At 66.0% G+C, this 12,611-nt stretch carries 11 protein-coding genes; 4 read left to right on the forward strand and 7 right to left on the reverse strand.

All coding sequences use genetic code 11. The features are described 5' to 3' along the window. Positions 1–98: 98 nt before the first annotated feature. Positions 99–737: a methyl-accepting chemotaxis protein gene (locus AC5STB_RS19560; protein ID WP_495444436.1), complete on the forward strand. Its 639-nt coding sequence runs from the start codon at positions 99–101 to the stop codon at positions 735–737. 55 nt (positions 738–792) lie between these two features. Here AC5STB_RS19560 and AC5STB_RS19565 read toward each other — a convergent pair whose 3' ends face one another. The 7 genes from AC5STB_RS19565 to AC5STB_RS19595 all read right to left on the reverse strand — a co-directional run bounded on the left by AC5STB_RS19565 (position 793) and on the right by AC5STB_RS19595 (position 9,052). Further along, a complete protein-coding gene (locus AC5STB_RS19565) occupies positions 793–1,581 on the reverse strand; it encodes an FAD binding domain-containing protein (protein WP_495444437.1) in 789 nt (262 codons plus the stop codon). Positions 1,582–1,667: 86 nt separating this feature from the next. Continuing rightward, positions 1,668–4,037: a xanthine dehydrogenase family protein molybdopterin-binding subunit gene (locus AC5STB_RS19570; RefSeq protein ID WP_495444438.1), complete on the reverse strand. Its 2,370-nt coding sequence runs from the start codon at positions 4,035–4,037 to the stop codon at positions 1,668–1,670. 99 nt (positions 4,038–4,136) lie between these two features. Next, a complete protein-coding gene (locus AC5STB_RS19575; protein WP_495444439.1) occupies positions 4,137–4,622 on the reverse strand; it encodes a (2Fe-2S)-binding protein in 486 nt (161 codons plus the stop codon). 164 nt (positions 4,623–4,786) lie between these two features. Then, positions 4,787–5,788, reverse strand: a complete 1,002-nt coding sequence (locus AC5STB_RS19580; RefSeq protein ID WP_495444440.1) for a molybdopterin-binding protein — start codon at positions 5,786–5,788, stop codon at positions 4,787–4,789. Further along, a complete protein-coding gene (locus tag AC5STB_RS19585) occupies positions 5,785–6,765 on the reverse strand; it encodes an XdhC family protein (protein ID WP_495444441.1) in 981 nt (326 codons plus the stop codon). The genes AC5STB_RS19580 and AC5STB_RS19585 overlap by 4 nt, the downstream gene beginning before the upstream one ends. A gap of 72 nt (positions 6,766–6,837) precedes the next feature. After that, the gene (locus tag AC5STB_RS19590) at positions 6,838–8,088 is read right to left on the reverse strand and encodes a vWA domain-containing protein (protein ID WP_495444442.1); all 1,251 of its coding nucleotides are present in this window, start codon (positions 8,086–8,088) and stop codon (positions 6,838–6,840) included. Between the two features lie 58 nt (positions 8,089–8,146). Further along, positions 8,147–9,052 (reverse strand): AAA family ATPase, encoded by a 906-nt coding sequence (locus AC5STB_RS19595; RefSeq protein WP_495444443.1) that lies wholly within the window; start codon positions 9,050–9,052, stop codon positions 8,147–8,149. A 209-nt stretch (positions 9,053–9,261) separates the two neighbouring features. Here AC5STB_RS19595 and AC5STB_RS19600 point away from each other — a divergent pair, with 209 nt between their 5' ends. The 3 genes from AC5STB_RS19600 (at position 9,262) to pyrC (ending at position 12,527) form a co-directional block, all read left to right on the forward strand. Further along, positions 9,262–10,323 carry a glycosyltransferase family 2 protein gene (locus AC5STB_RS19600; protein WP_495444444.1) on the forward strand — a complete coding sequence of 354 codons (1,062 nt, stop codon included), beginning with the start codon at positions 9,262–9,264 and terminating at the stop codon, positions 10,321–10,323. A 139-nt stretch (positions 10,324–10,462) separates the two neighbouring features. Beyond that, the gene (locus AC5STB_RS19605) at positions 10,463–11,419 is read left to right on the forward strand and encodes a phosphoadenosine phosphosulfate reductase (RefSeq protein WP_495444445.1); all 957 of its coding nucleotides are present in this window, start codon (positions 10,463–10,465) and stop codon (positions 11,417–11,419) included. Positions 11,420–11,483: 64 nt separating this feature from the next. After that, complete coding sequence (gene pyrC / locus AC5STB_RS19610; protein WP_495444446.1) at positions 11,484–12,527, forward strand: dihydroorotase; 1,044 nt, start codon at positions 11,484–11,486, stop codon at positions 12,525–12,527. Positions 12,528–12,611 lie beyond the last annotated feature (84 nt).

The raw sequence follows: 12,611 nt of genomic DNA on the forward strand, positions 1-12,611 counted from the left end.
CCCGCAGGCCGCCGCCTGCGGGGTTTTTATTTTCCTGGGTTAGCGCTGCCTTAATGCATGCCCGCTATACAGGTGCCATTCTCAATGAAGGCACCCGCATGACCAATTTGACCGACGTCCAGAACACCGCCTTCATGGCCATCGGCCCCAGCCGCATCGCCGCCCTGTCGCTGCTGGCGCTGTCGCAGGCGCCGGGAGACGCCGGCGGCGGCAATGCAGAGGACGCCCTGGCCCTCTCGGTGCAACGCATTTGCGCGGCGCACGGCATGCTCAGCAGCGGTCTGGAGGATCTGCTGGCGGAGTGCAGCTACGCCCTGCCCGCTGAGCTTGAGGAAAAACGCGAGGCCTGCCTGCAGTTGCTGGCACCGCTGCATCACGCCGTAACTGCCGAAGATGGCGGCGCGCTGGCACAGGTGCGCGCAGTGCCGGACCTCACCTCCCTCTGCCTCTACCGGCTGGAACCAGCGGTGTCGGCGTTCCTTAAGGACATGGTGCAAACACTGCGCGAGGCGCAGCAGCAGCGCGAGGAAGAGCGCGATGCCCGGATGCGCGCCACCATCGCCAATGCCGAGGGTGTCGGCAAGAACATCAAGTTCATTTCCTTCAACGCCTCGATCGAGGCAGCCCGGATCGGCGACATGGGCAAGGGGTTTGCCGTCATCGCGACCGAAATCCGCGAGTTGTCCGGCAAGACCCAGACCCTGCTGGAGGAAATGTCAGGCTACCTGAAGCACTGAGGCGAAACAGGCACCGGGCCACCGGTGCCTGCTGCATCTCCCCTGCGGACCGGCTTCAGGCTGCGGCGGCCACCGCGCGTCTGGCCATTACCCCCACCAGATGGGCGCGGTATTCCTTGGTGCCGTGCAGATCGCCGATCATGCCGCCGGCGTCCACGCTGAGGCCGTCCAGGGCGTCCGGTGCAAAACTGGCATCCAGCGCCGCCTCGGCCTCCCGCCAGCGGAACACGCCCTCCTCGGAGGCGCCGGTCACCGCGACGCGCACCCCGGCAGCGTATTGCGCCACGAAGACTGCAACCATCGGAAACCGCGAGGCCGGCTGGATGAACTTCTCGTAATGCGCCTTCTGCGGCGCCGGGAAGCGCACCGCGGTGATGATCTCCCCCTCCTGCAGGGCGGTCTCAAACAGGCCGCGGAAGAAATCGTCCGCGGTGATCTCGCGGGCGTTTGTAACGATGGTGGCGCCGCTGCCCAGCGCCGCCGCCGGGTAACAGGCCGCCGGGTCGTTGTTGGCCAGCGAGCCGCCGATGGTGCCGCGGTTCCTGACCGCCGGGTCGCCGATCCGCCCTGCTAGCGAAGCCAGCGCCGGATAGCTGCCAGCCGCGGCTTCGGCCACTTCGGCATGGGTGACCGCACCGCCGATGGTCAGCATGCCGCCGTTGTCGCTCAGTTCCTTCAGCTGCGGAATGCCGGTGAGGGAGACCAGCTTCGACGGCATCGCCAGCCGCTGTTTCAGCGTCGGAATCAGCGTCTGCCCGCCGCCCAGCGCCTGCGCGTCCTCATCCGCCAGCGCGGCCACCGCCTCGGCAACGGTTGAGGGCTTTTCGAACTCGAATTCATACATCTTCTTTTCCTTTCCAAAGAGCGTTCAGGCTCTTCTTCTGGCTGGAAGTATCCCGGGGGTGCGGGGGCAGCGCCCCCGCGAACACCTCATCCATTCATCGCCGCCCAGACCCGCGCAGGCGACAGCGGCATGTCAATGTGGGCCACGTTCTTGCCGCCCGACTGCAGCGCGTCGATCACCGCGTTGACCACTGCCGGCGGCGAGCCGATGGCGCCGGCCTCGCCACAGCCCTTCACCCCCAGCGGATTGTGGGTGCAAGGGGTCTGGCAGGAATGGTCCACCTGGTAGAACGGCACGTCATCGGCGCGCGGCATGGCGTAGTCCATGTAGGAGGCCGACAGCAGCTGGCCGTCCTCGTCATAGGCGGCGTTTTCCAGCAGCGCCTGGCCGATGCCCTGCCCCAGTCCGCCATGGACCTGGCCGTCGACGATCATCGGGTTGATGATATTGCCGAAGTCATCGGCGGCGGAGAACCGCTCGATGGTGACCTTGCCGGTATCCCGGTCCACCTCCACCTCGCAGGCATAGGCGCCGGCCGGATAGGTGAAGTTCGCGGGATCATAAAACGCGGTCTCCTCCAGCCCCGGCTCCAGTTCCTCCAGCGGATAGTTGTGGGGGACGTAGGCCGTCAGGCAGACATCGCCCCAGGCCACCGATTTGTCGGTGCCCGCAACGGTGAACTGGCCGTCCTTCAGCTCGATGTCAGCGTCGGAGGCCTCCATCAGATGGGCGGCGATCTTCTTGGCCTTGCTGATGATCTTCTCGGTTGCCCGCACCATGGCGGACCCGCAGACGGCGATGGAGCGCGAGCCGTAGGTGCCCATGCCGAACGGAACCCGTCCGGTGTCGCCATGCACGATATCGACCATGCTCTCATCAATGCCGATCATGTCAGCAACAACCTGCGGGAAAGAGGTTTCATGCCCCTGCCCGTGGCTATGGGCGCCGACAAAGACGCTGATGGTGCCGGTGGCATTCACCCGCACGGTGGCGGCGTCATACAGCCCCGCGCGCGCGCCCAGCATGCCGACGATGTTGGAGGGCGCGATGCCGCAGGCCTCGATGTAGCAATTGATGCCAAAGCCGCGCAGCTTGCCGTTCTTTTCACTCTCCGCGCGGCGGTCGGCGAAGCCTGCCACATCGGCGACCTGCTCCAGCTTGTCCATGGTCGCCACGTAATCGCCGGTGTCATAGGTCAGCGCCACCGGAGTTTCATAGGGAAACTCGGTGATGAAGTTCTGACGCCGCAAGGCAATCGGGTCGGCGCCAAGCTCGCGCGCGGCTTTGTCGATCACACGTTCCAGCTGGTAGGTCGCCTCCGGCCTGCCCGCCCCGCGGTAGGCATCCACCGGCACTGTATTGGTGAACACGGTCTTCACGTTCACCTGCACCACCGGGGTCTTGTAGTTGCCGGCCATAAGGGTGCCGTGCAGGTAGCTGGGCACCGAGGTCGAGAAGGTCGACAGATACGCGCCCATATTGGCCATGGTGTTGGTGCGCAGCGCGGTGAAATTGTTGTGGCTGTCCAGCGCCAGCTCGATCTTGGTCACATGGTCGCGGCCATGGGCGTCGGAGATAAACGCCTCGGACCTTGTCGAGGTCCATTTCACCGCCCGCCCGCAGGCCTTGGCGGCATGGGTGCAAAAGGCTTCCTCGGCGTAGTGGAAGATCTTGGAGCCGAAGCCGCCGCCCACGTCCGGCGCAATCACCCGCACCTTGTGTTCCGGCAGGCCCAGCACAAAGGCGCACATCAAGAGGCGGATCACATGCGGGTTCTGGCTGGTGGTGTGGAGCGTGTATTCATCCGTGCCACGGCTGTAGTCGCCGATCGCCACCCGCGGCTCCATCGGGTTGGCAACCAGGCGGTTGTTGACCAGCTCCAGCGTGGTCACATGGGCGGCGCTGTCAAAGGCCGCCTGCACCGCGTCGTCATCATCGTTTCCGAACACCCAGTCATAACAGAGGTTTGAGGTCAGATCCTCATGCACCTTGGTGCTATCGTCACCCAGCGCCGCGGCCATATTGACCACCGCGGGCTTGTCGCTGAGGTCCAGCTCAATCGCTTCGGCCGCATCGCGGGCCTGTTCCACTGTATCGGCGACCACGGCGGCGACGATTTCACCCACGTGGCGGATGGTGCCATCGGCGATGATCGGGTGGCGCGGCTCCTGCTGCGGGTTGCCGTGGCGGTCAGTGACGCCCCAGCCGCAGGGGATGCCGCCGACCTCGGCGAAATCGGCCCCGGTGAAGATCTTCACCACGCCGGGCATCTCAGCCGCTGCAGATGTGCTGATGGAGTTGATGGTTGCATGGGCCACATCTGCGCGCAGGAAATGCACATGGGCCTGGCCGTTCACGTTGATATCGTCGGTATAGTTCCCGGCTCCGGTCAGGAACCGCACATCCTCGCGCCGCTTGGGGCTGGCGCCGATGCCGCTGTCATTGTCCTTGGGCATGTCTGGTCTTCCTCCCTGGAGGGTGCTGCCTTGGGGGCGCACCTCTTTATCAGTCACTCCTTGTTCAGCTCAGGCCGGTTCCGGCCTGGGGTCGTCCGGTCATTCCGCCGCGATGGAGGAAACATCCTGGCCTGAGGCCGCCATAATCGCCTTGACGATATTGTGGTAGCCGGTGCAGCGGCACAGGTTGCCTTCCAGATAATTGCGGATTTCAGCCTCAGTCGGCTTGGGGTTGTCCTGCAGAAGCGCTGCCGCCGACATCACCATGCCCGGCGTGCAGAAACCGCATTGCAGCCCGTGGTGGTCCTGGAACGCCTGCTGGATTGTGTTCAGCGAGCCGTCGGCATTGGCCTGGCCTTCGATGGTGGCGACCTCCGCCCCCTCGGCCTCCAGCGCCAGCATGGTGCAGGCCTTCACCGCCTTGCCGTCCACATGCACCACGCAGGCGCCGCACTGGCTGGTGTCGCAGCCCACATGGGTGCCGGTCAGCCCCAGTTCCTCGCGCAGGAATGATGACAGCAGCGTGCGCCCTTCAACCTCGCCGCTGGCAGCCTTGCCGTTCACGGTCATTTCGACCTTGGCCATAGTACCCTCCCTTAGCTTGATTTTATTCTGGCTGAGGGGAGTTAAGCACGGGCACCCCCGTTCCGCGAAGTGTTTTCCGGGGGAGCAGAATTGCAAATTCGCGTCAGCCGGGCCTACCCGGGGTTGTGACCTTGCGTCACAGATCCCGCGCTGCAGCGCCGCATTCAGCCTTCTGCATCGCGGCGCGGCATCGGGCGGGTGGGGATTTCCTTCAGCAGGCCGCCGACACCCATGGCGGCGATATCGGCAGAGCGGACAGGCAGGCCGCAGACGATCCGTTCCAGCACCCAGTCGGCGCCATTGAGGGCTGGAGACCGCGCGCAGCCCGGCAGGCCGATCACCGGCTTGTCCTGATGCTTGCCCAGAAACAGCAGGTTGCCAGGGTCCACCGGCATCCCAAAGCGGGTCACGGTGCCGCCTGCCTTGCGCAGGGCCTGAGGCGCCACGTCATGGGTGTCAGAGGTGGCGGAACCGGTGAGGATCAGCACCAGCTGCCCGGGCGCCTCAGCGATGGCCGCTGCCAGTTCCGCCTCCCGGTGCGGCACCACCACCCGCGGCGACAGGCTGAGACCCAACCGGTGCAGACGGCCTGCCATTGCGGCACGGCCCTTGTCCGAAGGGGTGTCCTCTGTGACCGCTGTTTCAATCAGCGTGGCGGAAGTCAGGACCGGCGGCAGGACTTGGATTGCGTCCCCCGCCCCCTCGCTGGCCCGGCGGATGGCGTCGGCGCGCACGCCATAGGAGATGACTTTGATTGTTGCCAGCATGCCCCCCGCATCCGCCCGGTGGTAATCCGGCACGGTGGCGACGGTGATCATCGGATCGGCCGCGTTGACGGCCTCCAGCTTATCCCGGTTCAGCCGCACCAAGCCTGCGCCGGTGGCATAGAGGTTAACCCGGCCTGTGCCTGCGCCGGAAATGCGGATGCCCTGCGCGGAGGGGTCCGGCACCAGAGCGTTCGCCAGCGCCTCTGCTGCGGCGTCCTCGTGCATGTCGGCGGGGTCCAGCCGGGCAACGGTCAGGGTTTCATGGCCCGCGGCGGCGAGGTCGGCGAGGTCGTCCGTGCTCAGCACCGTACCCTTGGCCACCTTGCGCGCTGCGCCCTGCAGGGAATGCGCGAGGATGGCGCCTTTGGCGTCGTGCAGGGGAACCGGGCCGAACCTCATGGCTGCTTGCCGCGCAGGACGGCGGTCATTTCCGACAGGATCGAAACAGCGATTTCAGCCGGGCTGGCAGCGCCGATATCCAGGCCGATGGGGCCGTGGATGAGGTTGATCTGAGCGTCGGTGAAGCCGGCGTCTTGCATCCGGGCGGCGCGGGCGGCGTGGGTTTTCCTGCTGCCCAGCGCGCCGATGTAGAAGACGTCAGCCGCCAAGCCCGCCTGCAGCGCCGGGTCGTCCAGTTTCGGGTCGTGGGTCAGCAGCACCAGCGCGGTACGGCTGTCGAGGCCGAGCTTCTGGACCGCCTCGTCCGGCCAGTCGTCCATCAGCGTCTCGCCGGGGAAACGCTCCGCCGAGGCGAAGGCTGCGCGCGGGTCGATGATGACGGGATCGTAGCCGGCAATCCGCGCCATCGGCACCAGCGCCTGCGTGATGTGGACCGCGCCAACAACCACCAGCCGCAGCGGCGGGTTGTGGACTGCCACGAAAGTCTCGCCGTCGTCTTCCAGCCCGGAGCGGTCCATGCGCATCCGGTCCGGGTATTCGCCGCGCAGCAGTTGCCGCGTGCCAGTGGCGAGGTTCACCTCATAGGCCACGGGCGTGCGGGCTGCGCGGGTTTCTACCAGCTCCGCCAGCAGCGCCTCCGGCAGGGCAGAGCCAACCGGCTCCACCAGCACCTTGATGGTGCCGCCGCACGCAAGGCCCACGGCAAAGGCGTCCTCGTCGCTGACGCCGAATTCCAGCAGCCGATGCTGGCCGTCCTGCAGCGCCTCCAGCGCCTCCACCACCACCGCGCCCTCGACACAGCCGCCGGATACAGAGCCCTCGATCTGCCCATCGCCGGAAACAACCAGCTGCGCGCCGGTGCGGCGCGGGGCGGAGCCCCAGGTCTGGACCACGGTGGCCAGCGCCGCGCCGGTGCCGGAACGGTGCCACGCCAGCGCGGTTTCCGGAGCATGCTCAAACGGGGTCATGGATTGCATCGGCGGGCCTTCCGGGTTCCGGGGGTGTTTGCAATCAAAATCGGCACTTGGGCGGCAGATTGCAAGCGGCGGCTAGAGCAGCGCCATCAGCCGGGCCTTCTCGCCCGCGTCTGAGGGGCTGGAGATCGCCTGTGCCAGATCCTGCAGCGAGGCGATGGAGTGGCCGGCGCGGAAGCTGTCGGTATAGGGCAGCATGGCGCGGATGCCCTGCGCTTTGGGGGCAAAGCCGTCCCAGCGCAGCAAGGGGTTCAGCCAGATCAGTCGGCGGGAGGACAGCTGCAGGCGCTGCATTTCGCGCGCCAGCCCGTCCGGGTCGCCGCGGTCCAGCCCGTCGGTGATCAAGAGCACCACCGCGCCCTGCCCCATCACCCGGCGCGACCAGTCGCGGTTGAAAGCATGCAGGCAATCGCCGATCCGCGTGCCGCCCTCCCAGTCCTGCGCCTCTGCCCCGGCGGCCGCCAGCGCCGCGTCCACGTCGCGCTGCGCCAGATGACGGGTGATGTTGGTCAGCCGCGTGCCGAAGGTGAAGCCATGCACCCGCGCCCAGCCCTGCCCCTTTGCATTCGCCGCGGCGTGCAGAAAATGCAGGATGATGCGGCTGTACTGGCTCATCGAGCCGGAAATGTCGCAGAGCACCACCAGATCGGGCCAGCGGATGCGGCGCTTGGCGCGGGCGATGGTCTGCAAATCGCCGCCCTGCCGCGCCGCATCGCGTAAGGTTTTGCGCCAGTCGGCCCGCTGCCCGCGCGGGGCGGCCATCAGGCGGCGGGACTGGACGGGTGTTACCGGCAGTTTCAGCTGCGCCAGGATGCGCTTGGCGGCGGCAACCTCGGCCGTGCTCATCTGTTCGAAATCCAGCGTCCTCAGCCGCTCCTCTGCTGACATGGTGCGGGAGGCGTCGATCTCAATCTCGGTTCCTTGCGCTTCTTCCTCCGGCGTGTCCGGCTGGCCGAGCATACCGTCCAGCAGCGCCTCTGCCGCGCGTTTCTCCGCAGGCTTGGCAGCGCGTTCCTCTTGCACGCCGCGGATTGCGGGCAGCATCGCGGCCATCATCTGTTCAAGATAGCGGGGATCGCGCCAGAACAGGCGGAAGACCTGGGCGAACACCCTGCGCTGTTCCGGTTTGGCGACGAAACAGGCGTGCAAGGCCCAATAGAAATCCTCGCGGCTGGTGAAGCCCGCCGCTGCCACCGCCCGCACCGCATCCAGCACCCGGCCCGGGCCAACCGGCAGCCCGGCCTTGCGCAGGGCGCGCGCGAAATGGGTGATGTTCACGGCCAGTTTAGGGGCGTCAGGCAGAGAGAGCGGCGGATAGTCAGGCATTACCTGCCATGGGGGCGCTGCCCCCATACCCCCGGAGTATTTCCAGAAAGATGAAGCATCAGGCCGCGTCCAGGCTGGCTTTGGCCTGATCAAGGATGCGCTTGGCCTCTGATCCGTGCAGGCGGGCGATGTCGTCCTGGTATTTCAGGATGGCGCCAAGGGTGTCGGCGATCACCTCAGGGCTGAGGGCGATGACGTCGAGCGCCAAGAGGCAGTTGGCCCAGTCGATGGTTTCGGCAACACCGGGTTTCTTGAACAGGTCTTCGGTGCGCAAGGCCTGCACGAAGGCGACGATCTCCTGGCTGAGCTGTGCGCTGGCCTCCGGTGCGCGGGCGTTCAGGATTTCCACCTCGCGGCTGAAGCCGGGGTAGTCGACCCAATGGTAGAGGCAACGGCGTTTCAGGGCATCGTGCACCTCGCGCGTGCGGTTGGAGGTGAGGATGACGATCGGCGGTTCCGGCGCCTCGATGGTGCCGAGCTCGGGGATGGTGACCTGGAAATCGCTGAGCGCCTCCAGCAGGAAGGCCTCAAACGGTTCATCGGTGCGGTCCAGCTCGTCGATCAGCAGAACCGGGGCGCCATGTTCGTCGGGGCGCATGGCCTGCAGCAGCGGACGTTCGATCAGGTAATCGGCGGAAAACAGTTCGTTCTGCAGCGCGGCGCGGTCGGCGCTGCCCGCAGCTTCCGCCGTGCGGATGGCGACCATCTGGGCGGCAAAGTTCCATTCATAAACAGCGCTGGCGGCATCCAGGCCTTCGTAGCATTGCAGCCGGATCAGCCGGCGGCCCAGCGCGGCGGCGAGCGCTTTGGCGATCTCTGTCTTACCGGTTCCGGCCTCTCCCTCCAGGAACAGAGGACGGCCCAATTTCAGCGACAGGAACACCACGGTGGCCAGTGCGCGGCCGCAGACGTAGCCCTGGGCTGAGAGCAGTTCCTGGACCTGTTCGATGGACTGTGCCTGCATGTCTGACCTCCCCTAACCCCGCCCAACAGGCCATGGGCAGGCGCATCGGTCAAGCGCGGGCGTCCGCGACGCTGCGGCGAAGCGGCAGGGTTTGTATCGCAGCCGCCTTCGGGTAAGACTGGCCGTAACAAGAAGGAAAGCCGAGGCATGAGCAAGACACCCCAGATGCGGTTCCAACCAGCAGCCCGGCGCTGCGGGGGCGTCTGACGATGCGCGTTCTGGCGGTCCTTTGCGTGCGCAATGAGGGCGCGTTTCTTCTGGAATGGCTGGCCCATTACCGGTCGGCGGGATTCACCGACTTTCTGGTGTTTTCCAACGATTGCCAGGACGGCACGGATGTGATGCTGGACCATCTGGAAAAGACGGGGCAGCTGGTGCATGTGCGCAACGACGGGCCCTATGGACGCGAGGGTATTCAGTTTACCGCGCTGAAGATGGCGGACAAGCACCCGCTGATGCAGGCGGCGGATTGGGTGCTGGTCGCGGATATCGACGAGTTTCCCTGCATCAAGACCGGCGGCGGGACGGTGGCGGACCTGCTGGCGGCACTGCCGGATGCGGATGCCATCACCCTGACCTGGCGGCTGTTCGGCAATGGCGGCGTGGTGGACTATGAGGACCGCCCGGTCACCGGGCAGTTTACCCGCTGCGCACCGGAGGTGATCCACTGGCCCTGGCGGGCGGTGATGTTCAAGACGCTCTACCGCAACGATGGCACCTATGGGAAATGCGGCGTCCACCGGCCCCGCAGTTTGAAGGACAAGGCGCGGCTGGAGCGCTTTCGCTGGTTCGATTGCGAGGGGCGGGAGCTGGGCGCGGCCTTCAAGACCAAGCGGCTGTTTTCAGATTACGGCCAGCCGAACACGCGGCTGGCGCAGCTGAACCACTATCCGCTCGGCGCGATGGAGAGTTATGTGGTGAAGGCCGACCGCGGCCGGGTCAACCGGCAGGCCGGGCTGGGCATGGATTACTGGGTGGAGCGCAATTACGCCGCCTGCGAGGACCGCGCGATTGCCCGTTATGCCGCCCCGCGCGGCGCGCTGCAGGCTGGGCTGATGGCGGATGCCCGGCTGGCGCAGCTGCACCGCGAGGCCGTGGACTGGCGCAAGGCGCGGTTCCGGGAGCTGATGCTGGCGGAGGAGAACCGGGCGCTGTTCGCCCGGCTGCTGATGACACCGCCCGCGCGGCCCCTGGATGCGGCTCAGGGCGGTCAGATGCGCCGTTTTGCGCTGCTTGGCCAGGCCGCGGAGGACGGCAGGCAGGCGGAATAGCGGCCGGCAATTGCCCGCCGGCGGCAGCCCGCCAGACAGTAAAGCGGCCTGAGATTTTCCAATTTTAGCCTTATTTGTCACCTAACCGTAAACATACAAACGCGCCGCGAGGCGTATGGGGGTACCAAAGGTGGAAGTCATGCAGGACGGACTTGAAAATCTGGATGAAGATCTCTCCGGCCTGAATCCGGCCCAATGGAAGGCGCGGATGGCAGCGCTGGCCGAAGAGCATGGCATGTACCAGGCGCTGGGAGCCAAGCATTTCGCCACCTTTATCGACCAGGGCAACACCCTTTTGGTGACGTTTGAGACCATTCAAGGCATCCACAACCTGTCGGACCAGGCGCAGCCCCTGGGGTTCGACCTGGTGAAGAACCTGGGCTGGTCGCATATGTGCGTGATCTCTGACGGCGACACCTGGTTCCGCGATGATCTCATCTACGGGTTTTTTGATCAGCTGATCGACGACGGATTCTTTGACGAGTTCGACAATGTGATTTTCTACGGCGCAGGCCCCTGCGGCTATGCGGCGGCGGCCTATTCGGTGGCCGCGCCCGGCGCCACCGTGGTGGCGGTACAGCCGCAGGCGACGCTGGACCCGCGGATGACCGAATGGGACGACCGCTTTGCCGAGATGCGCCGCCTGTCCTTTACTGACCGCTATGGCTATGCGCCGGACATGGTCGATGCGGCCGGCCAGGCCTATGTGATCTACGACCCGCAGGAGCGGCTGGACGCCATGCATGCGTCGCTGTTTGCCCGCGCGAACGTAACCCTGCTGCGGGCGCCTTATATGGGTGACGCGGTGCAAACCCGGCTGATCGAGATGGAGATGCTCTATCACATCCTGTCGCTGGCCGGCAGCGGCCGGCTGAGCGGCGCCGCCTTCAGCAAGCTGTTCCGCAGCCGCCGCAACAACTCCTTTTACCTGCGCAGCCTGCTGGGCCGGCTGGAGCGGGAGGAGCGCAGCTATCTGGTGGCGCTGCTGTGCCGCAATGTGACCGAGCGGATGCGGGCGCCGCGGTTCCGCCGCCGCCTGCAGGAGCTGGAGCAGCGCGCAGAAAGCGGTGAATTCCGGATTCCGCCAAAGCGCTGACCACCTGCAGCATCGGCGCAATCCGCCGCTTTGTTTCGCCGCCGCCATGTGCTAACGCACGCGCATGACCGACACGCTGACCATCCCCCGCCCCGATGACTGGCACCTGCACCTGCGCGACGGCGCCATGCTGCAGGCCGTGCTGCCCGAAACCGCCCGCCATTTCGGCCGTGCGATCATCATGCCGAATCTGGTGCCGCCGGTGGTGACCGGGGACCAGGCCGCGGCCTACCGCGAGCGTATCCTGGCAGCGCTGCCGGACGGGATGGCGTTTGAGCCGCTGATGACGCTGTACCTGACCGAGGACACCGATCCGGTCGATGTCGCCGCGGCCCATGCCAGCGGTTTGGTCAAGGCAGTGAAGCTGTACCCGGCAGGCGCGACCACCAATTCGGCCTCGGGTGTGACCAATTTCGATAACGTCCGCGCGGTGCTGGAGAAGATGGCCGAGATCGGCCTGCCGCTGTGCACCCACGGCGAGGTGACCGACCACGATATCGACATCTTTGACCGTGAGGCGGTGTTCATCGACCGGGTGCTGGACCCGATCCGCAAATCAACCCCCGGCCTGCGTGTGGTGATGGAGCATATCACCACCAAAAACGCTGCGGAGTATGTGGCGAGCCAGGACAAGGATCTGGGCGCGACGATCACCACGCACCACCTGATCATCAACCGCAACCACATTCTGGTCGGCGGCATCAAGCCGCATTATTACTGCCTGCCGGTGGCCAAGCGCGAAGAGCACCGTCTGGCCCTGCGCGCCGCTGCCACCTCTGGCGATGCACGCTATTTCCTGGGCACCGACTCGGCGCCGCATACCGACCCTAACAAGGAAAGCGCTTGCGGCTGTGCCGGCTGTTTCACCGCCACCAACACCATGTCCCTCTTGGCGCATGTGTTCGAGGAAGAGGGCGCGCTGGACAAGCTGGCGGGCTTTGCCTCGGAACACGGCCCGGCGTTCTATGGCCTGCCGGTGAGCGGCGAGAGCCTGACGCTGAGCAAGGGCGATGCTCCGGTGCAATTCCCCGAGAAGATCGAGAGCGGCGACGGGCCTGTCACCGTGTTTGATCCGGGATTCCCGGTCTACTGGTCGGTTCAGGCGTGACCATTGCGAAAATCCCCCGGACCGCTTGCGGTCCGGTTTGCGCCCGACCCGCCCCCCAGGGCGGGCGCGAATACGCCCCCGCCC

This window comes from Leisingera sp. CC-HEC093 (assembly GCF_059429195.1).